A 19,415-nucleotide genomic window follows, 5' to 3' on the forward strand; every position below is an offset into this window, starting at 1 on the left:
AAAAATGTCAAATATTTATCAAGCCATACAAGAACGTATTTTAGTACTCGACGGTGCTATGGGTACCATGTTGCAACGTTATAATTTTTCTGAAGACGATTTTAGAGGTGAACGCTTCAAAGATTACCCGTCTTCTTTAAAAGGAAATAACGATTTATTGTCGTTAACCCAACCGCAAGCTATTGCAGATATTCATCGTAAATACTTCGAAGCAGGAGCAGATATTGTTGAAACCAATACGTTTTCGGGAACAACCATTGCAATGGCTGATTATAACATGGAAGATTTAGTTTACGAACTTAATTTCGAATCGGCTAGAATTGCAAAGCAAGTTGCAGAAGAGATGACGAAAGAAAACCCAGATAAACCAAGATTTGTAGCTGGAAGTATAGGTCCAACAAACCGTACGGCGAGTTTATCTCCAGATGTAGACCGTCCGGAATATCGTGCCGTAACTTTCGAAGAATTAAGAAAAGCCTATCATCAGCAAACTGAAGCTTTGCTTGACGGCGGTGTGGATATGCTTTTGGTTGAAACTATTTTCGACACATTAAATGCGAAAGCTGCTTTATTCGCCATCGATCAAGTTCAGGAAGAACGCGGAATTAAAATTCCAATCATGGTTTCTGGAACGATTACTGATGCTTCAGGACGAACATTATCAGGACAAACAGTAGAAGCTTTCTTATTATCCATTTCTCATATTCCATTATTAAGTGTTGGATTTAATTGTGCTTTAGGAGCCGATCAATTACAACCGTATTTACAGCGCTTATCTAACGAAACAGATTTTTATACATCTGCGCATCCCAATGCAGGATTACCAAATGCTTTTGGTGAATACGACCAGACAGCAGAGCAAATGCAGGAGCTTATAGAGAGCTATTTAAAAGCAAATATCATTAATATAATTGGTGGTTGTTGCGGAACAACTCCTGAACATATTAAATTAATTGCAGATGTAGCTGCAAAATACAAATCTAGACAAGCTACTGTTAGTATTTAGTTTCTGGTTGATAGTTGATAGGAAGGATGAATTACACGGAATTAGATGTAAGGAAACAAGCTAGAGTTTTGGTGAAAATGATTTACGAATTGACGAAATTATTTCCCACTGAAGAACTCTACGGTTTGACAAATCAACTAAGAAGATGTGTGGTTTCTGTACCTTCAAATATTGCAGAAGGTGTAGGACGACAATCAAATAAAGAAACTATTCATTTTTTATATATTGCAAAAGGCTCTATAAACGAAGTGGAAACTCAATTATATTTGTCTTACGATTTAGGATATATTTCGGAATACGATTTAAAACAAAACATTGATAAATTGATTATTAATAAAAAACTGCTTAACGGTTTTATTAATTATTATAAAAAGTTATGATGGATAACGAAGCCAATAACGAACAACAGACAACTAGCAACAAGCCCAAATATTTAAGCCTTTCTGGATTAGAACCCTTAATAGTTACACCAGAAAGTAATTTTATAAATGTCGGGGAACGAACCAATGTCACAGGTTCTAGAAAATTCCTGCGATTAATTAAAGAAGAAAAATTCGACGAAGCTTTAGATGTTGCCCGCGATCAAGTTGAAGGTGGTGCGCAAATTATCGATGTGAACATGGATGAAGGGATGTTAGATGGTGTAGAAGCCATGGTGAAGTTCCTGAATTTAATTGCATCAGAACCAGATATCGCCCGTGTGCCTATCATGATCGATAGTTCTAAATGGGAGATTATTGAAGCAGGTCTTCAGGTGGTGCAAGGAAAATCGGTGGTGAATTCTATCAGTTTAAAAGAAGGAGAAGAAGCGTTTATTCATCATGCAAAATTGGTAAAACGTTATGGAGCTGCAATGGTTGTTATGGCGTTCGACGAAGATGGTCAGGCCGATAATTACCAACGTCGAATAGATATTTGTAAACGTTCTTACGATATTTTAGTCGATAAAGTAAAATTTCCGCCTCAAGATATTATTTTCGATCCTAACATTTTCCCTGTAGCCACGGGAATGGAAGAACATCGCTTAAATGCATTAGATTTTTTCAATGCTACAAAATGGATCAGAGAAAATTTACCTTACGCCAATGTTTCTGGAGGTGTAAGTAATGTGTCTTTTTCTTTTAGAGGAAACGATACTGTTCGAGAAGCAATTAACTCAGCATTCTTATATCATGCCGTAAAAAACGGAATGAATATGGGTATAGTGAACCCAACAATGTTGGAAGTTTACGACGAAATTCCGAAGGATTTATTACAATTGGTTGAAGACGTTTTATTCAATAAAAACGATGATGCAACAGAACGCTTATTAGATTTTTCTGAAACGGTTAAAGGAGATAAAAAAGTAGATGAAGCCAAAATTTTAGAATGGCGTAGTCACAAATTGCAAGATAGAATTACGCATGCTTTAGTAAAAGGGATTGATGCTTTTATTATTGAAGATGTAGAGCAAGCACGACAAGAATCTGCAAAACCTATTCATGTTATCGAAGGTCATTTAATGATTGGGATGAATGTGGTTGGAGATTTATTTGGAAGTGGAAAGATGTTCCTACCTCAAGTAGTGAAATCGGCACGTGTAATGAAAAAAGCCGTGGCCTATTTACAACCTTTTATTGAAGCAGAAAAAGACGGAAAACAAGAATTCGCGGGTAAAATATTAATGGCTACCGTAAAAGGAGATGTGCACGATATTGGTAAAAATATTGTAAGCGTTGTACTTGGTTGTAACAATTACGAGATTGTAGATCTTGGTGTTATGGTACCGCCAGAAAAAATTATAGAACGTGCAAAAGCTGAAAATGTAGATGCTATAGGATTAAGCGGATTAATTACGCCGTCCTTAGACGAAATGGTATATCTGTCTAAAGAAATGGAACGTCAGAAGTTTACAATTCCTTTACTTATTGGTGGAGCAACGACGTCTAAAGCACATTCTGCCGTTAAGATTGCACCAAATTACACTCATGCTGTTGTGCATGTAAACGATGCTTCAAGAGCAGTTACTGTTGTTGGGAATTTGTTGCAGGCAGATAGTAAAATATATAAAGAGCAGATTCGTGAGGAATATGAAAAATTCCGTGAACAGTTTTTAAAACGTGGAAAAAAGAAAAATTTTGCAACGATTGAAGATGCTAGGAAACGTAAGTTTAAAATAGATTGGAAAACGTCTGAAATTGTAAAACCAAAGCAATTAGGAGTTCACGTTATTCAAGATTTCGACCTTAAAAAGTTAGAAAAATTTATTGATTGGAGTCCGTTTTTTAGAAGTTGGGATTTACATGGGAAATATCCAGATATCCTAACCGATAATGTAGTAGGAGAACAAGCAAAAGAATTATTTGCAGATGCAAAAGAATTATTAAAGCGTGTATTTGATGAGAAATTATTAGGCGCAAAAGCAATTTTCGGATTGTTTCCAGCAAACACGATTAACGATGATGATATTGAAATCTATGACGAAAACGGAAAAGCCAAAGTTACATTCTTAACACTGCGTCAGCAATTAGATAAACGTGAAGGTGTGCCTAATTATGCTTTAGCAGATTTTGTTGCGCCCAAAGATTCAGAAGTTCAAGATTATATGGGATGTTTCTGTGTAAGTACAGGTTTTGGAACAGCAGAATTAGCGAAGCAATTTGAAGAAAATCACGACGATTATAATTCAATTATGATAAAAGCGCTCGCCGATCGTTTAGCAGAAGCTTTCGCTGAATATCTTCATAAAGAGGTCAGAATAAATTATTGGGGTTACGATTCTAATGAAACACTTTCAAACGAAGAATTAATTAAAGAAACATATAAAGGAGTTCGTCCAGCACCCGGATATCCAGCTTGTCCAGATCACTTAGAAAAGAAAACCATTTGGAAACTTTTAAAAGTTAAAGAAGAAATTGGTGTGGAAATTACAGAAAGTTTAGCCATGTGGCCTGCTGCCAGTGTAAGTGGGTATTACTTTGCAAACAAAGAAGCTAAGTATTTTGGTTTAGGAAAAATCACGAATGACCAACTGGTCGATTATGCGAAGCGTCGTGGTATTAGTAACGAAGAAGCAGAGAAGTGGTTAAGTCCAAATCTTGCCGATTAATTTTTAATAATTATGACTAATAAATTTATAGAATTGCATTTGGGAAGTCATGTTATTATTCATGGTTTCGATGCTGAAAATAAAGAAATAAGTGAACGCGTAGAAGCTGAAGAGTTTTCTAAGAAAATAGTAGCGATTTCGAGAATTAAATCGGTTAGCGAAAAGTTTATATTAACAGATTATACAGATGGTCGCCTCATTTATTGGGAATATCAAGACGACTATAAAACGATTAAAAAGGTATTGACTAAATAATGAAAGTTACAGATCACATAAAACAAGCCAACGGAAAAACATTATTCTCTTTCGAAGTTATTCCGCCTCAAAAAGGAAAAAACATTCAAGATTTATATAATAATATAGATCCGTTAATGGAGTTTAAACCACCATTTATAGATGTAACAACGTCTCGCGAAGAGTATGTTTATGTCGATAAAGGCAATGGACTTCTAGATAAACGCATCACCCGTTTACGTCCAGGTACTGTTGGGATTTGTGCTTCAATAATGCATAAATACAAGATTGATGCTATTCCGCATTTACTTTGTGGTGGTTTCACAAAAGAGGAAACCGAGTATGTTTTAGTCGATTGTCATTATTTAGGACTAGATAATGTTGTGGCTTTGCGAGGCGATGCACGTAAAGATGAATCTTATTTTAAAGCTACCGAAGGCGGGAATATGTATGCGAGTGAATTGGTGGAACAAATTTCAAATTTAAACCAAGGGAAATATCTTCACGACGATATTAAAGTAGAACATAATTACGATTTCTGTATTGGTGTTGCTGGTTATCCGGAAAAACACATGGAAGCACCGTCTTTAAATACAGACTTAAAACGTTTAAAAGCTAAAGTTGATGCTGGCGCTGATTATGTTGTGACTCAAATGTTTTTCGACAATCAGAAATATTTCGATTTTGTTGATAAAGCCAGAGCTATCGGAATAACTATACCTATTATTCCAGGTATAAAACCATTGGCTGTACAACGTCACTTACAAATTTTACCACAGATTTTTAAAATCGATTTACCCGAAGATTTAATCGATGCGGTAGAGGCTTGCAAAGACAGTAAAGCTGTTAGACAAGTGGGGATTGAATTCGCTATTCAGCAATCTAAAGAATTAAAAGCCGCGGGTGTGCCATTTTTGCATTACTATTCTATGGGAAAAAGTGATAATATAAAAGCAATTGCATCAGCTATATTTTAAGAATTCTTTTACTTTTGACTCTCAATTTATTTTATGAAGCAACTCTTATTTTTTTTGTGTTTTGTGATTTCACCTTTAGTGTTTTCTCAAGAGGCAACAAAATCGTCTTATGTAGATGTAAATTATTTTAGAGGCAATATAGCGCTTCATAATAATTATATTTTACACCTTATTGAAGGCCATCCAGAAGGTGTAGTTGTTAGTTGGAATAGAAAAACATTTGGGAATAAAGAATGGGAAGGAATCTATAATTATCCTGATTATGGTGCGTCTTTTTCATATCAGAATTTAAAAAATGAAGTTTTAGGAGATAATTATGCATTATACGGACATTATAATTTCTATTTTTTAAAACGAAACGTAATGTTGCGTATCGGTACGGGGTTGGCTTATAATACAAATCCCTACGATAAATACGATAATTATAAAAACGTTGCTTTTGGTTCAACCATTCTAAGTGCGACCTATTTAATGTTGAATTATAAGCGAGAACGTATTTTCGATCGTTTCGGACTTCAAGCAGGATTATCGCTTTTTCATTATTCGAATGCCAATGTTGTGGCTCCCAATACAAGTGTGAATACAGTTACTTTTAATGTTGGTGTAACTTATGATTTAGAAGAAGAAGATCCCGAATTTATTCATTCGTCAGTTAGTGAAAATTTCACGCAGCCTATAAAATTTAATATAGTCTTCCGTACAGGTGTGAATGAGAGTGATATAATAGGGATGGGGCAATCTCCTTTTTATGTTATATCTGCATATGCAGACAAGCGACTGTCTAGGAAAAGTGGTTTGCAGTTGGGGGCAGATATGTTTTTTTCAACATTTTTAAAAGATTTAATAGCGTATAATTCCGTTGCATTTCCGGAACGAAATATAGATCCCGATACCGATTATAAACGTGTAGGCATGTTTGTTGGTTATGAATTGTATATTAATAAAATGTCTGTAGAAACACAGGTAGGATATTATGTGTATTATCCATACGATTTTGAAGGACGAACGTATTTCAGGATTGGTTTGAAACGCTATTTTGGAAAAAAAATGTTTGGTGCAATTACCTTAAAAACACATGGCGCAAAAGCAGAATGTGTTGAATTTGGAGTAGGAATACGATTATAAAAGATGAAAAAATTATTAACCATACTCGTTGTGTTTTTTGTGTGTTCTTGCGATAGCGAAAGTAGTAGCGATTGCTTTCAAACTACAGGAGATATCATTTCAAAAACGATAGAAATTGATGCTTTCGAAAAAATTCTAGTCAACAGAAATATAGAATTAACCATAATACAAGGTTCCGAATTAAAAGCGTTTATTGAAACAGGCGAAAATTTAATGAACGATGTGGAGGTTAAAGTTATCGATGGCGAATTACAACTTACAGATTATAATACGTGTAATTTGTTTAGAGCTTACGATCCTACAAAAATAACAATAACGACACCAGGTTTTAATCAGATTAGAAGCTCTACGCAGTTTGAAGTAAAGTCTGAAGGTCTTTTAATTCTTGAAAAACTACAATTATTGTCGGAAGATTATAATACTTCAGAGAGTTTTAATGTTGGTGATTTTAATTTGCAATTAGATGTTGAAAATTTAGTTGTAGTATCTAATAACATATCAGTATTTTATCTTTCGGGAACAGTAAATAAATTATCGGTTGGATTCTATGCTGGAGCTGGTCGGTTTGAAGGTGCAGATTTAATAGCAAACACTGTCGAAATATACCACAGAGGAAGTAACGATATGGTTGTGCATCCGCAGCATTCATTAATAGGAGAACTTGTAAGTACAGGAAATTTAATTTCTAAAAACAGACCTGCTGTTGTAGATGTTGAAGAGAAATTTAAAGGAAAATTGTATTTTGAAGATTGATTAATCTTGAGTTAAGGTTCTGAAAAGCTCTTCTAGGCTATCGTTTTTCTGATTAAGCTGAAGGATTTTTAATTCATTATCATGTGCAAAATCGAATACTTTAGGACGCATGTCTTCAGTTGTCGAAAATGTGATTTCATAAACAAAACCGTAAGTGTTTTTTACTGATATAACGTGAGGCAATCGTAACAAGAATGCATCTTCTACTCTAAAATCAAATTCAACAATTACAACCTGTGCTTTTCCAGCATGTAAATCTTTCAGTTTCTTATCCGAAACAATTTTTCCTTTATTAATAATAATAACACGATCGCACATGGCTTCAACTTCTTGCATAATATGTGTTGAAAGAAAAACGGTTTTTGTCTTCCCAATGTTTTTAATTAATTCGCGAATAGAAACCAATTGATTTGGGTCAAGACCAGTAGTAGGTTCATCTAAAATTAACACCTCAGGGTCGTGTAATAATGCATTGGCTAAACCTACACGTTGGCGATATCCTTTAGAAAGCTGTCCGATTTTTTTGTGAGATTCTGGTGTTAAACCTGTAAGTTCAATAACTTCTGCAATACGTTCTTTCGATATTTTATAAATGTCTGCATTAAAAGCCAAATACTCTTTTACATACATGTCTAAATACAACGGATTATGTTCTGGGAGATAGCCCACACTTTGTTGCACCTGATTAGATTGTCCGTGAACATTAAACCCATTTACTTCAGCTTCACCTGAAGACGCATCGATAAAAGTGGTTAAAATTTTCATCATTGTAGACTTTCCTGCTCCATTAGGGCCAAGAAATCCAACTATTTCGGGTTTTCCTACAGAAAAAGAAACATTATCTAGTGCTTTTTGAGTGCCATACACCTTACTAAGCTGATCTACCTTTATTGACATTTTACAATACTTTGTTCAAAAGTAAACATTATATAATTTATTTTACGAATTACGTTAAAATCTTTAAAACTATAAAGAGAATTCAAAATAAATAAATGAATCGTTTTGTAATGTGAAATTATTAACTACTTTAGTAGCCACAAAAAGCAATACATGCAAAATACAAGTTTCACATATTTTAATTTTTTCTATTTCTTTTTTAGCAAAAGGAACGAGACATTCTATGTGTAATTTATAAATATAAATTTTAATATAAAGTCTCGATGAAAATCGAGACTTTTTTTATATATGGCAAAAACAGTTTCAATTCAAGGTATAAAGGGTTCATTCCATCACATCGTTGCCAAAACGTATTTTGATAACGATACGATAATCGATGAATGTATGTCTTTCGATACGTTAGTAGACAATCTTGTTAGTAAAAAAAGTGATATTGGGATTATGGCATTAGAGAATACTATTGCAGGTTCTATTTTACCAAATTATGCATTAATAGATAGGTTTAATCTTCATGTTATTGGAGAGTGCTATTTGGATATTCAGCATAATTTAATGGCTTATCCTGGTCAGAAAATGGAAGATATTACGGAAGTGTATTCGCATCCAATGGCATTATTGCAATGTAAGATTTTCTTTAAAGATTATCCGCATATTAAACTAGTTGAAGATAGGGATACTGCAGAGACTGCCGAGCGTATAAAAACAAATCAGTTAAAAGGAGTTGCTGCCATTGCGAGTAAAACCGCCGCAGAAATTTTTGGATTAGAAATTTTGGCTGAAAGTATTCAAACCATTAAAGAAAATGAAACGCGCTTTGTAATTGTAAAAACACAGAATTCTGTAATAGATGAAAGTGAAATTACTAAAGCGTCTATTCGATTCGTAGTAGAACATAAACGCGGTAGTTTAGCAAGTGTTTTAAATGTGTTAAGTGATTGTAGAATGAGTTTAACAAAAATACAGTCGTTACCAAAGATTGAAACGCCTTGGAAATATGCTTTTTTTGTAGATGTAACATTCTTAAAATATAAGAATTTCGAGAAGGCAAAAGACATTCTAAGTATAATGGTGAAAGAATTTAAAGTTTTAGGAGAATATAAAAATGCAAAATTATGATAACTGTTGCAAACAGGTTACAAACGGTTGAAGAATATTACTTTTCTAAGAAATTAAGAGAAGTGAATGCTTTAAAAGCAAGTGGGAAACCGATTATCAATCTTGGGATAGGAAGCCCAGATTTAATGCCACCACAGCGTGTAGTAGATGCTATTGCCGAAAGTTTTAAACACCCAAATGTACACCAATATCAGAGTTATCAGGGATTGCCAGAATTGCGTGAAGCGATGTGCGAATTTTATAAAATGCAGTTTCAGGTTGATGTAAATCCAGCTTCAGAAATTTTACCTTTAATGGGAAGTAAAGAAGGAATTCTTCATATTTCTATGGCCTTTTTAAATGTAGGAGACGAGGTTTTAATTCCTAATCCAGGATATCCAACATATGCTTCTGTAACTAAATTAATTGAGGCTAAACCCGTAACTTACGATTTAGACGAAACGAATGGTTGGTTGCCAGATTTAGAAGCTCTGGAACAAACAGATTTAAGTAAAGTGAAGATTATGTGGGTAAATTATCCGCATATGCCTACTGGTGCTAATGCTACAAAAGAATTATATCAAGAATTAGTGGCTTTTGCAAAACGCAATACTATTTTAATTGTAAACGACAATCCTTATAGTTTTGTTTTAAACGAGAACCCACGAAGTATTTTAAGTGTTCCTGGAGCAAAAGAAGTATGTGTAGAGCTAAATTCGTTAAGTAAAACCTTTAACATGGCAGGTTGGCGTGTTGGTATGGTTTTAGGAAATGCAGAACATATAAGTGCTATTTTAAAAGTGAAAAGTAATATGGATTCTGGAATGTTTTACGGGATTCAGAAAGGAGCTATTGAAGCTTTAAAAAGCACAGACATGTGGTTTAAAAGTTTGAATAGTGTATACCAAAAACGGCGAGAGCTGGTTTGGGAATTAGCAGATGCTTTAGGATGTACTTACGATAAAACCACATCGGGATTATTTGTATGGTCTAAATTACCTGAGGGTCTAGATGCCGAATTATTTATTGATAAAATCTTGTATGATAATTCTATTTTTATCACACCAGGAATTATTTTTGGTACTCAAGGTAAAGGCTACATTCGATTTTCGCTATGTGCTTCAGAACAAGATTTAGAAGAAGCGATAAATCGAATTAAATATCAAAATTAAATACTTATGAAAAATGTAGTAGTAATAGGTGTTGGATTAATTGGTGGGAGTATGGTTAAAGACCTTAAAAAGGTACATCCGGAAACTAAAATAATAGGTGTCGATAAAAATTATGAACATATAAATCAGGCTTTAGTAAGCGGTTTAATTGACGAAAAAGGAACTTTAGATTCGGTTAAAAATGCAGACTTAGTTATTTTATCTATACCTGTTGATGTGTCTGTTACTTTGCTTCCAGAAATATTAGATTTAGTATCAGATAATACATTAGTTATAGACGTTGGTTCGACTAAATTAGATATTTGTCAGGCTGTAGAGAAACATGTAAATAGAAGGAATTATTTAGCATGTCACCCAATTGCCGGTACAGAATTTTCTGGACCACAAGCAGCAATTCACGATTTGTTTAAAAATAAAACAAACATTATTTGCGAAGTAGAAAAAACGGCTTTTAAATTACAAGAAGGAGCTTTGCGCGTGTTTTCAGATTTAGGTATGCGTATTCGCTATATGAATCCGGAATCGCATGATAAACATATAGCATATGTGTCACATTTGTCGCATATTAGTTCTTTTATGTTAGGAAAGACGGTGATAGATAAAGAACGTAACGAACGCGATATTTTCGATATGGCGGGTAGTGGATTTGCTTCAACGGTTCGATTGGCAAAAAGTTCTCCAAATATGTGGACACCCATTTTTAAACAAAACAAAACAAACGTAATAGAGACGTTAGACGAGTATATAAACAACCTTAATCAATTTAAAATTTTATTAGAAAAAGATGACTTTGAGGCTATTTTTAACGAGATGAAAAACACAAATCGAATTAAAGATATTTTAAAAGGAATTGCTTAAACAGTAGTAACATTATGGAAAACAAGAAAGAATTAAGAACCTGGTTAGACGATTTAAAATTAGATCACCCTTTAGTAATTGCAGGTCCTTGTAGTGCGGAAACAGAAGAACAAGTTTTAAAAATTGCACACGAGTTAAAAGATACGGATGTGAGTTATTTTAGAGCTGGAATTTGGAAACCAAGAACTAGACCAGGAATGTTTGAAGGTGTTGGTGCTTTGGGCTTAAAATGGTTACAAAAAGTTAAAGCAGAAACAGGAATGAAGACGGCTACAGAAGTAGCAAATGCAGCACATGTAAAGTTAGCTTTAGAACATGACGTAGATTTATTATGGATTGGAGCACGTTCTACAGTAAGCCCATTTATTGTTCAAGAAATTGCAGATGCTTTAGAAGGAACAGATAAAATTGTATTGGTTAAAAATCCAGTAAACCCAGATTTAGCATTGTGGTTAGGAGCGGTTGAACGTTTAGCAACTGCAAATATTAAAAAATTAGGAGTTATTCATAGAGGATTTTCAACTTACGAAAAAACAAAATATAGAAATACTCCAGAATGGCAATTAGCGATTGAATTACAATCTAAATTCCCTGATTTACCAATAATTAACGATCCGTCGCATATTACTGGTAATCGTGATATGATTTTTGATGTATGCCAAACGGCTTTAGATTTAAATTTTGATGGATTAATGATTGAAACACATTTCGATCCTGATAATGCTTGGAGTGATGCTGCACAACAAGTAACACCTTCTACTTTAGTTCAGATCATGAAAGATCTTAAAATTAGAAAAGAAACAGATTCAGAAGCTGATTATACCTCTGCTTTAAATAATTTAAGAGCTAAAATTGATGTTGTAGATAATCAAATTATCGAGCTTTTAGGTAAACGTATGGATGTTGCTAATGGTATTGGAACATTAAAACGTCAGAAAAACGTATCCGTTTTACAAAGTAAACGTTGGAACGAGATTTTAGGAAAAATGGTGTTAGAAGGTCAAGATCATGGTTTAAGTGAAGAATTCATCTTAAAAATGTTCAAAGCGATTCACCAAGAATCTATCAATCACCAAGAAAAAATTATCAATAAATAATTTTTATTTTGAAATACGAAAGACTCACAATTGTGAGTCTTTCGTATTCTTAATTATTTTGTTCGTTTAAAAATATATCGTGTTATAAATATGCCTTGCCTGTCTTGTGATCCAGAATCACTTTCAACAGCACTGGAAACAAAAGCTAGTTCCCAACCTTCTTCTGTCATTGAACTTATTTTTGAGCTCACTAAAGCATCATTAGCGGCAATGTTCTGAAATCGAATACCTGCAATATTGTAAAAATTTAGGAGTTTAGTCTCTTCAAAATCTTTGACACGTAAATCACCTCTATTAGATTTATTTCTGTTACTTTCATCATCAGTTTGCTGTGTCGTAAAGTTTTCAAAGTTTCGTTCTTCTTCGGAAGAAATTAACCGAGACCTTCCTAATCCATTAGGGACAATAGATTCGACAGATGTGATGATTTTGTACTCCACTTGAGCTATGCTTTCAGTCAGACCGATTAAGAATAGTAAAATAGTAAATAAAATTCGATTCATTATTAAAGGTTTAAAAAATTAAAAAAAAGCTAATATAAATATTTTGGTTTGAGCAAAATTTATTTTTTTACTTTACTTTTGGCAAATATGACAGGAACAGTATATAAATCTACAGGAAGTTGGTACACCGTGAAATCACTATCAGGTGTCTTTTACGACTGCCGTATAAAAGGTAAATTCAGACTTAAAGGTATTAAAAGCACCAACCCAATTGCAGTTGGCGATTCAGTCGATTTTGAAATTGAAACTTTGGATAATGTCACTACTGGGGTGATTCATCATATTCACGATCGGAAAAATTATATTGTACGTAAATCGGTAAATCTATCTAAGCAGACTCATATTATTGCTTCAAATATAGATCAGGTATTTTTATTAATTACTATTAATAATCCGCCAACACTTACAAGTTTTATAGATCGTTTTTTAGTTACAGCAGAAGCCTATTCTATTAAAACCGTTTTACTTTTTAATAAGATTGATGTGTACGACGAAAAGACGATTCTAGAAGTGCGATATTTGGCTTCGGTGTATAGAGCAATTGGTTACGAATGCATTGGCATTTCTGCAGAAACAGGAAAAAATATTGATAAAGTCAAGGCTTTAATGCTCGGTAAAGTAAGTATGTTTGCTGGTCATTCGGGAGTTGGAAAATCTACTTTAGTAAATGCTTTAGAACCTACTTTAGATTTAAAAACCAAAGCCATTTCTACCCAGCATATGCAAGGGCAACATACTACGACATTTGCTGAAATGTTCGATTTAAGTTTCGATGCTCGAATTATAGACACACCAGGAATTAAAGGATTTGGCGTTGTAGATATGGAGAAGGAAGAAATTAGTGGTTATTTTCCTGAATTTTTTGCTTTAAAACAAGATTGTAAATTTAATAATTGTCTTCATATTGAAGAGCCTAAATGTGCCGTAAAAGCTGCTTTAGATCGCGATGAAATTTCATTTTCGCGTTATAGAAGTTATGTGCAAATTGTTGAAGGTGAAGACGAACATTATCGCACAGATATTTGGGATAAGGAACAAGACGGATTTTAATGAAAGCAGTTATTCAACGTGTAGCAAGAGCCAGTGTAACTATAGAAGGAGAAACCGTTGCAAATATAGCTTACGGGCTTTTAATTTTATTAGGCATAGTAGCCGATGATACTCAAGAAGATATTTCTTGGTTATCGAAAAAAATAGCAAATCTCCGTATTTTTGAAGATGAAGAAGGAGTTATGAATACCTCTCTTATCGCTGTAAAAGGAGAAGCCATTGTTGTTAGTCAGTTTACACTTCAAGCAAGTACAAAAAAAGGAAATAGACCTAGTTATATTAAGGCTGCAAAACCAGATGTTGCCATTCCGTTATATGAATCTTTTGTAAGTCAGTTAGAAGCAGATTTAGGTAAAAAAGTACAGACAGGACAGTTTGGAGCAGATATGAAAGTAGAGTTGTTAAACGATGGTCCAGTAACCATAATTATTGATAGCAAAAACAAAGAATAATAGATAGTTATCTCAGTTATAAAAAGATTCTAAAAATCAGTACAAATGAATATTGAAGATGCACAATTAGCCGTAGATTCTTGGATTAAAGAACATGGTGTACGTTATTTTAACGAGCTTACCAATATGGCACAACTTACCGAAGAAGTAGGAGAAGTCGCTAGAATTATTGCAAGACGTTATGGTGAACAAAGTGAAAAAGAAAGTGATAAAAATAAAGATCTTGGTGAAGAATTAGCCGATGTTGTTTTTGTAGTTTTATGTTTAGCTAACCAAACAGGAATAAATTTACAAGACGCGTTCGATAAGAAATTGGATTTAAAAACCAAGCGCGATCACGACAGGCATCACAATAATAAAAAATTAAAATAGTATATAATGAATATCAGTTTAGAGCAGTCTGAAATTATACAAGAGCCATTACAAGTTACTATTACCGGATCTAAAAGCGAATCGAATCGCTTATTAGTTTTACAGGCTTTATTTCCAGCTATTTCCTTAGAAAATTTGTCAAATTCAGATGATTCTGACGTGATGCAAATGGCTTTAAAATCGGAAGATGATATAGTCGATATTCATCATGCAGGAACAACGATGCGCTTTCTTACGGCTTATTTTTCTAGTCAGGAAGGAAAATCTGTAACTTTAACGGGGTCGAAACGTATGAAAGAACGTCCGATTAAAATTTTAGTCGATGCGTTGCGAGATCTTGGTGCAGATATTTCTTATGTTGAAAATGACGGATATCCACCAATAAAAATTTCAGGAAAGACGATTACTCAAAACGAAGTTACTCTTAAGGCAAACGTAAGTAGTCAATATATTTCGGCGTTAATGTTAATTGGATCTTCGCTGAAAAACGGTTTAAAACTGACTCTAGATGGAGAAATTACTTCAGTTCCATATATTAAAATGACCTTGAATTTGTTGCATCAATTGGGTATTGAAGCAGACTTTAAAGGTCAGACAATTACAATTCAGCCAAAAACTGAAACTGTAGTAGAACAAACGTTAACCGTAGAAAGCGATTGGTCTTCAGCATCGTATTTCTTTAGTATTGTAGCATTAAGTCCGATTGGATCTGCAATTACATTATCAGCTTATAAGGCTTCTTCTTTACAAGGGGATTCCGTTTTAGCTTCAATTTATAATCAGTTTGGAGTAGAAACTACTTTTGAAAGCAATACAATTACACTTAAAAAAGTAAAAGTAGTTTTAAAAGACACGAATATTACACTCGATTTAGTAAATGCACCAGACATAGCTCAAACAATTGTTGTAACGTGTTTTGGATTAGGAATTACATGTGATTTATCCGGATTACATACCTTAAAAATTAAAGAAACAGATCGATTAGAAGCTTTAAAAACCGAGATAGAAAAATTAGGAGGTAAAGTGCATGTTACCGACAAAACTCTAGTTTTAGAATCTTCAGAATCAATAAATCAGGATATCGCAATCGATACTTATAACGATCATAGAATGGCAATGGCATTTGCTCCTTTAGCACTTTGTACTAAAATGCGTGTAAATAATGCCGAAGTGGTTTCGAAATCGTATCCGGAATTTTGGAGTGATTTAGAAAAAATAGGCTTCAAAATTATAAAAAACTAAAAATTTTCAAAAATAAAGACGATTTTGAGTAGTATTTTGAAATTAAATCAATAATAAGTAGTGATTTACTTGACAAGGCCTATCTTCAGATTGTATATTTGCCGTTCCTTTTAACAATATTGTGAAATTAGAATTATTCTAATGCACATAATATTTAAAAACAAAATATCAGAAAATGAAATTATCGCACTTTAATTTTAATCTACCAGAAGAATTATTAGCAGAAGACCCATGTGAAAACAGAGATGAGTCCCGCCTAATGGTTTTGGATAGAAAAAATCAAACTATTGAACACAAACAGTTTAAAGATATCATTAATTATTTTGATGAAGATGATGTGATGATTCTTAACGACACTAAAGTCTTTCCTGCACGATTATTCGGAAACAAAGAGAAAACTGGTGCGCGAATCGAGGTATTTTTATTAAGAGAATTAAACGAAGAACAACGTCTTTGGGACGTTTTAGTAGATCCTGCTCGTAAAATTAGAATCGGAAACAAATTATATTTTGGAGACGACGATACCTTAGTAGCAGAAGTTATAGATAATACAACATCTAGAGGACGTACATTACGTTTTTTATATGATGGATCTTATACAGAATTTAGAAACAAACTTAAAATCTTAGGAGAAACTCCACTTCCAAAATATATTAAGCGTGAAGTGAAGCCGGAAGACGAAGAGCGTTACCAAACCATCTATGCGAAAAACGAAGGTGCTGTAGCTGCTCCAACAGCTGGATTGCATTTCTCTAAACACTTATTAAAGCGTTTAGAAATTAAAGGTGTTAAATTTGCAGATGTTACTTTACATGTAGGATTAGGTACTTTTAATCCAGTTGAGGTTGAAGATTTATCTAAGCATAAAATGGATAGTGAAGAGGCTATTATTGAAGAGAAAGCAGTAGGGATAATCAATACTGGAATTAAAGAAAAGAGACGTGTATGTGCTGTAGGTACAACATCTATGCGTGCTATTGAAAGTGCTGTGTCTTCTCATGGTACGTTAAATGAATTTAATGGTTGGACAAATAAATTTATTTTCCCTCCTTACGAATTTAGTATCGCGAATTGTATGATTACTAACTTCCATACGCCAAAGTCTACACTTTTAATGATGGTTTCTGCATTTGCAGGTCACGATTTTCTTAAACGTGCATACGAAGAAGCCGTAAAAGAGGAGTATAAATTCTATAGTTATGGTGACGCCATGTTAATCATATAAATTATAGAGATTCAAAACACTAAAAAGCCTTGTTCATCAAGGCTTTTTTTATAGCTTAAATAGAGATGATTAGGTACTATTTTACTAATCACATTTTAATTACTTTTGCAGTATTATGGCAAACAAGAAAAAGGACGTTCGGGCATTAACAAAAGATCAACTTCGGAATTTTTTTGAATCGGAAGGCGATAAAGCATTTCGTGGAAATCAGGTTTATGAATGGTTGTGGAGCAAAGGCGCACATCATTTCGATGATATGACAAATCTATCCAAAGAAACTCGACAAATGTTAGAGGATAATTTTGTTATTAATCACATTAAGGTAGATACGATGCAACGTAGTAGTGATGGTACAGTTAAAAATGCGGTGCAATTACACGACGGTTTGGTAGTCGAATCTGTTTTAATTCCTGCAAAAACCAGAACCACGGCTTGTGTGTCTAGTCAGGTTGGATGTAGTTTAGATTGCATGTTTTGCGCAACTTCACGTTTAAAACGAATGCGTAATTTAAATCCAGACGAAATTTACGATCAAGTGGTTGCCATCGATAATCAAAGTCGACTGTATCAAGATAGACCATTAAGCAATATTGTGTTTATGGGAATGGGAGAGCCTCTTATGAACTACAATAATGTGATTAAAGCTATAGATAAAATCACACATGTAGAAGGTTTAGGGATGTCTCCTAGACGTATTACAGTTTCTACCTCTGGCGTTCCTAAGATGATTAAAAAAATGGCAGACGACGAGGTAAAGTTTAAACTTGCTGTGTCTTTGCATTCTGCAATCGATGAGGTAAGAACCTCAATCATGCCGTTTAATGCAACCTTTCCTTTAGCCGATTTACGAGAGGCTTTAGAATATTGGTATAGTAAAACAAAAAGCAGGATTACTTACGAATACATTGTTTGGGCTGGTATAAATGACAAACGAAAAGATGTAGATGCACTTGTTCAGTTTTGTAAATTTGCTCCGAGTAAAGTCAATTTAATTGAATACAATCCAATCGACGATGGCCAATTTCAACAAGCTCCAGACGACGCTATCAATATGTATGTGAAAGTACTCGAAGCTAATAATATTACCGTTACTATTAGACGTTCTCGAGGTAAAGATATCGATGCTGCCTGTGGGCAATTGGCAAATAAAAGCTAATTGATAAACCGCTAGTTTAAAACATTAATGAATATTATAAATGTAGTTTATAACGCCCATTTTTATTAGGTTTGTATAGATTACTAATTCCTAAGATTTCTAGTTGAAAATTGTAGAGCAAATAAAGCAACCTATTGCTTACGAAATGGAACTTTTTGAACAAAAGTTCTTACTTTCTATGTCTTCAAAAGTCGCTCTACTTAATAGAATTACACATTATATTGTAAATAGAAAAGGGAAACAAATGCGACCAATGTTCGTGTTTTTAGTCTCTAAAATGGTGTCTAATGGAGAAGTTAGCGAACGTACGTATCGTGGAGCTTCGGTTATCGAGTTAATACATACTGCCACTTTGGTGCACGACGATGTGGTAGACGATAGTAATAGACGCCGCGGTTTTTTCTCTGTAAATGCACTATGGAAAAATAAAATTGCCGTCTTAGTTGGCGATTATTTATTGTCTAAAGGTTTGTTGTTGTCTATAGATAATAACGATTTCGATTTACTTAAAATTATTTCAATTGCCGTTCGCGAAATGAGCGAAGGTGAATTACTTCAAATTGAAAAAGCACGTCGTTTAGATATTACTGAAGATATTTATTACGAAATTATCCGTCAGAAAACAGCAACATTAATTGCTGCATGCTGCAGTTTGGGAGCGGCTTCCGTTAAACCTGAATCTACGCATGTAGAAACTATGCGCAAATTTGGTGAGCTTATCGGAATGGCTTTTCAAATTAAAGATGATTTATTCGACTACGGCCAAGAAAAAATTGGCAAACCTACCGGAATCGATATTAAAGAGCAAAAAATGACACTTCCGCTAATACATGTGCTTAATAAGGTGTCTAAAAAAGATAGTAAATGGTTAATTAATTCTATTAAAAACCATAACAAAGATGCTAAACGCGTAAAAGAAGTTATTGCTTTTGTAAAGGAACAAGGCGGTTTAGATTATGCCGTTACCAAAATGAAAGCATTCCAGGAAGAAGCTTTGAGAATGTTAGAACCTTATCCAGAATCGGCTTACAAGTCATCATTGATTTTAATGGTGAATTATGTAATCGAAAGAAAAAAATAAAATCTTCAGGCAACCTTTTACTTTGTTTTTGC

The 19,415-nt window shown here is 33.7% G+C and carries 20 protein-coding genes; 18 read left to right on the top strand and 2 right to left on the bottom strand.

All coding sequences use genetic code 11. From position 1 onward, the window contains the following. Positions 1-4: 4 nt before the first annotated feature. From R6X41_RS01420 to R6X41_RS01450, 7 genes are read left to right on the top strand one after another with little or no spacing between them, the layout of a single operon-like run. The gene (locus tag R6X41_RS01420) at positions 5-1,006 is read left to right on the top strand and encodes a homocysteine S-methyltransferase family protein (protein WP_318496873.1); all 1,002 of its coding nucleotides are present in this window, start codon (positions 5-7) and stop codon (positions 1,004-1,006) included. A 26-nt stretch (positions 1,007-1,032) separates the two neighbouring features. Then, positions 1,033-1,386, top strand: coding sequence for a four helix bundle protein (locus R6X41_RS01425; RefSeq protein WP_318496874.1), 354 nt, complete (start codon positions 1,033-1,035; stop codon positions 1,384-1,386). After that, on the top strand, positions 1,383-4,094 hold the full coding sequence (gene metH, locus R6X41_RS01430; protein ID WP_318496875.1) for a methionine synthase: 2,712 nt from the start codon (positions 1,383-1,385) through the stop codon (positions 4,092-4,094). Before R6X41_RS01425 ends, metH begins: the two co-directional genes overlap by 4 nt. Positions 4,095-4,106: 12 nt before the next feature. Beyond that, complete coding sequence (locus tag R6X41_RS01435) at positions 4,107-4,349, top strand: hypothetical protein (RefSeq protein ID WP_318496876.1); 243 nt, start codon at positions 4,107-4,109, stop codon at positions 4,347-4,349. Beyond that, positions 4,349-5,305 carry a methylenetetrahydrofolate reductase [NAD(P)H] gene (gene metF / locus R6X41_RS01440; protein ID WP_318496877.1) on the top strand — a complete coding sequence of 319 codons (957 nt, stop codon included), beginning with the start codon at positions 4,349-4,351 and terminating at the stop codon, positions 5,303-5,305. Before R6X41_RS01435 ends, metF begins: the two co-directional genes overlap by 1 nt. 33 nt (positions 5,306-5,338) lie before the next feature. Beyond that, a complete protein-coding gene (locus tag R6X41_RS01445) occupies positions 5,339-6,430 on the top strand; it encodes an acyloxyacyl hydrolase (protein ID WP_318496878.1) in 1,092 nt (363 codons plus the stop codon). 3 nt (positions 6,431-6,433) lie between these two features. Further along, entirely contained in the window at positions 6,434-7,183 is a 750-nt protein-coding gene (locus R6X41_RS01450; protein ID WP_318496879.1) for a head GIN domain-containing protein, read from the top strand. Here the strand turns inward: R6X41_RS01450 and gldA are convergent, their stop codons facing one another. Next, positions 7,184-8,080: a gliding motility-associated ABC transporter ATP-binding subunit GldA gene (gene gldA, locus R6X41_RS01455; protein ID WP_318496880.1), complete on the bottom strand. Its 897-nt coding sequence runs from the start codon at positions 8,078-8,080 to the stop codon at positions 7,184-7,186. A 288-nt stretch (positions 8,081-8,368) separates the two neighbouring features. On the opposite strand from gldA, the gene R6X41_RS01460 reads away from it, so the two are divergent. The 4 genes from R6X41_RS01460 to R6X41_RS01475 are packed head-to-tail and all read left to right on the top strand — an operon-like array spanning position 8,369 to position 12,302. Further along, a complete protein-coding gene (locus R6X41_RS01460) occupies positions 8,369-9,196 on the top strand; it encodes a prephenate dehydratase (protein WP_318496881.1) in 828 nt (275 codons plus the stop codon). After that, entirely contained in the window at positions 9,193-10,347 is a 1,155-nt protein-coding gene (locus tag R6X41_RS01465; RefSeq protein WP_318496882.1) for a pyridoxal phosphate-dependent aminotransferase, read from the top strand. Before R6X41_RS01460 ends, R6X41_RS01465 begins: the two co-directional genes overlap by 4 nt. A gap of 6 nt (positions 10,348-10,353) precedes the next feature. Beyond that, positions 10,354-11,205 carry a prephenate dehydrogenase gene (locus R6X41_RS01470; RefSeq protein ID WP_318496883.1) on the top strand — a complete coding sequence of 284 codons (852 nt, stop codon included), beginning with the start codon at positions 10,354-10,356 and terminating at the stop codon, positions 11,203-11,205. Positions 11,206-11,219: 14 nt separating this feature from the next. Beyond that, the gene (locus R6X41_RS01475; protein ID WP_318496884.1) at positions 11,220-12,302 is read left to right on the top strand and encodes a bifunctional 3-deoxy-7-phosphoheptulonate synthase/chorismate mutase type II; all 1,083 of its coding nucleotides are present in this window, start codon (positions 11,220-11,222) and stop codon (positions 12,300-12,302) included. A gap of 53 nt (positions 12,303-12,355) precedes the next feature. Here the strand turns inward: R6X41_RS01475 and R6X41_RS01480 are convergent, their stop codons facing one another. Beyond that, a complete protein-coding gene (locus R6X41_RS01480) occupies positions 12,356-12,805 on the bottom strand; it encodes a hypothetical protein (protein ID WP_318496885.1) in 450 nt (149 codons plus the stop codon). Between the two features lie 87 nt (positions 12,806-12,892). Here R6X41_RS01480 and rsgA point away from each other — a divergent pair, with 87 nt between their 5' ends. The 7 genes from rsgA (at position 12,893) to R6X41_RS01515 (ending at position 19,383) form a co-directional block, all read left to right on the top strand. Beyond that, on the top strand, positions 12,893-13,855 hold the full coding sequence (rsgA, locus tag R6X41_RS01485) for a ribosome small subunit-dependent GTPase A (protein ID WP_318497034.1): 963 nt from the start codon (positions 12,893-12,895) through the stop codon (positions 13,853-13,855). Further along, positions 13,855-14,307 carry a D-aminoacyl-tRNA deacylase gene (dtd, locus tag R6X41_RS01490; protein ID WP_318496886.1) on the top strand — a complete coding sequence of 151 codons (453 nt, stop codon included), beginning with the start codon at positions 13,855-13,857 and terminating at the stop codon, positions 14,305-14,307. Before rsgA ends, dtd begins: the two co-directional genes overlap by 1 nt. Before the next feature lie 45 nt (positions 14,308-14,352). Further along, on the top strand, positions 14,353-14,679 hold the full coding sequence (locus tag R6X41_RS01495) for a nucleotide pyrophosphohydrolase (RefSeq protein ID WP_318496887.1): 327 nt from the start codon (positions 14,353-14,355) through the stop codon (positions 14,677-14,679). A gap of 6 nt (positions 14,680-14,685) precedes the next feature. Further along, complete coding sequence (locus tag R6X41_RS01500) at positions 14,686-15,921, top strand: 3-phosphoshikimate 1-carboxyvinyltransferase (protein ID WP_318496888.1); 1,236 nt, start codon at positions 14,686-14,688, stop codon at positions 15,919-15,921. A gap of 175 nt (positions 15,922-16,096) precedes the next feature. Continuing rightward, complete coding sequence (gene queA / locus R6X41_RS01505) at positions 16,097-17,146, top strand: tRNA preQ1(34) S-adenosylmethionine ribosyltransferase-isomerase QueA (protein ID WP_318496889.1); 1,050 nt, start codon at positions 16,097-16,099, stop codon at positions 17,144-17,146. Between the two features lie 115 nt (positions 17,147-17,261). After that, on the top strand, positions 17,262-18,302 hold the full coding sequence (gene rlmN, locus R6X41_RS01510; RefSeq protein WP_318496890.1) for a dual-specificity RNA methyltransferase RlmN: 1,041 nt from the start codon (positions 17,262-17,264) through the stop codon (positions 18,300-18,302). Between the two features lie 103 nt (positions 18,303-18,405). After that, positions 18,406-19,383: a polyprenyl synthetase family protein gene (locus R6X41_RS01515; protein ID WP_318496891.1), complete on the top strand. Its 978-nt coding sequence runs from the start codon at positions 18,406-18,408 to the stop codon at positions 19,381-19,383. Positions 19,384-19,415: the final 32 nt, after the last annotated feature.

Origin of the sequence: Formosa sejongensis, assembly GCF_033447105.1 — a bacterium.
Lineage (GTDB): Bacteria > Bacteroidota > Bacteroidia > Flavobacteriales > Flavobacteriaceae > Formosa.

What these genes read in the sequence shown, in the direction of transcription:
- R6X41_RS01420 (WP_318496873.1), top strand. Translation starts at nt 5, where the DNA reads ATGTCAAATATTTATCAAGCCATACAAGAACGTATTTTAGTACTCGAC.
- R6X41_RS01425 (WP_318496874.1), top strand. Translation starts at nt 1,033, where the DNA reads ATGAATTACACGGAATTAGATGTAAGGAAACAAGCTAGAGTTTTGGTG.
- metH (WP_318496875.1), top strand. Translation starts at nt 1,383, where the DNA reads ATGATGGATAACGAAGCCAATAACGAACAACAGACAACTAGCAACAAG.
- R6X41_RS01435 (WP_318496876.1), top strand. Translation starts at nt 4,107, where the DNA reads ATGACTAATAAATTTATAGAATTGCATTTGGGAAGTCATGTTATTATT.
- metF (WP_318496877.1), top strand. Translation starts at nt 4,349, where the DNA reads ATGAAAGTTACAGATCACATAAAACAAGCCAACGGAAAAACATTATTC.
- R6X41_RS01445 (WP_318496878.1), top strand. Translation starts at nt 5,339, where the DNA reads ATGAAGCAACTCTTATTTTTTTTGTGTTTTGTGATTTCACCTTTAGTG.
- R6X41_RS01450 (WP_318496879.1), top strand. Translation starts at nt 6,434, where the DNA reads ATGAAAAAATTATTAACCATACTCGTTGTGTTTTTTGTGTGTTCTTGC.
- gldA (WP_318496880.1), bottom strand. Translation starts at nt 8,080, where the DNA reads ATGTCAATAAAGGTAGATCAGCTTAGTAAGGTGTATGGCACTCAAAAA.
- R6X41_RS01460 (WP_318496881.1), top strand. Translation starts at nt 8,369, where the DNA reads ATGGCAAAAACAGTTTCAATTCAAGGTATAAAGGGTTCATTCCATCAC.
- R6X41_RS01465 (WP_318496882.1), top strand. Translation starts at nt 9,193, where the DNA reads ATGATAACTGTTGCAAACAGGTTACAAACGGTTGAAGAATATTACTTT.
- R6X41_RS01470 (WP_318496883.1), top strand. Translation starts at nt 10,354, where the DNA reads ATGAAAAATGTAGTAGTAATAGGTGTTGGATTAATTGGTGGGAGTATG.
- R6X41_RS01475 (WP_318496884.1), top strand. Translation starts at nt 11,220, where the DNA reads ATGGAAAACAAGAAAGAATTAAGAACCTGGTTAGACGATTTAAAATTA.
- R6X41_RS01480 (WP_318496885.1), bottom strand. Translation starts at nt 12,805, where the DNA reads ATGAATCGAATTTTATTTACTATTTTACTATTCTTAATCGGTCTGACT.
- rsgA (WP_318497034.1), top strand. Translation starts at nt 12,893, where the DNA reads ATGACAGGAACAGTATATAAATCTACAGGAAGTTGGTACACCGTGAAA.
- dtd (WP_318496886.1), top strand. Translation starts at nt 13,855, where the DNA reads ATGAAAGCAGTTATTCAACGTGTAGCAAGAGCCAGTGTAACTATAGAA.
- R6X41_RS01495 (WP_318496887.1), top strand. Translation starts at nt 14,353, where the DNA reads ATGAATATTGAAGATGCACAATTAGCCGTAGATTCTTGGATTAAAGAA.
- R6X41_RS01500 (WP_318496888.1), top strand. Translation starts at nt 14,686, where the DNA reads ATGAATATCAGTTTAGAGCAGTCTGAAATTATACAAGAGCCATTACAA.
- queA (WP_318496889.1), top strand. Translation starts at nt 16,097, where the DNA reads ATGAAATTATCGCACTTTAATTTTAATCTACCAGAAGAATTATTAGCA.
- rlmN (WP_318496890.1), top strand. Translation starts at nt 17,262, where the DNA reads ATGGCAAACAAGAAAAAGGACGTTCGGGCATTAACAAAAGATCAACTT.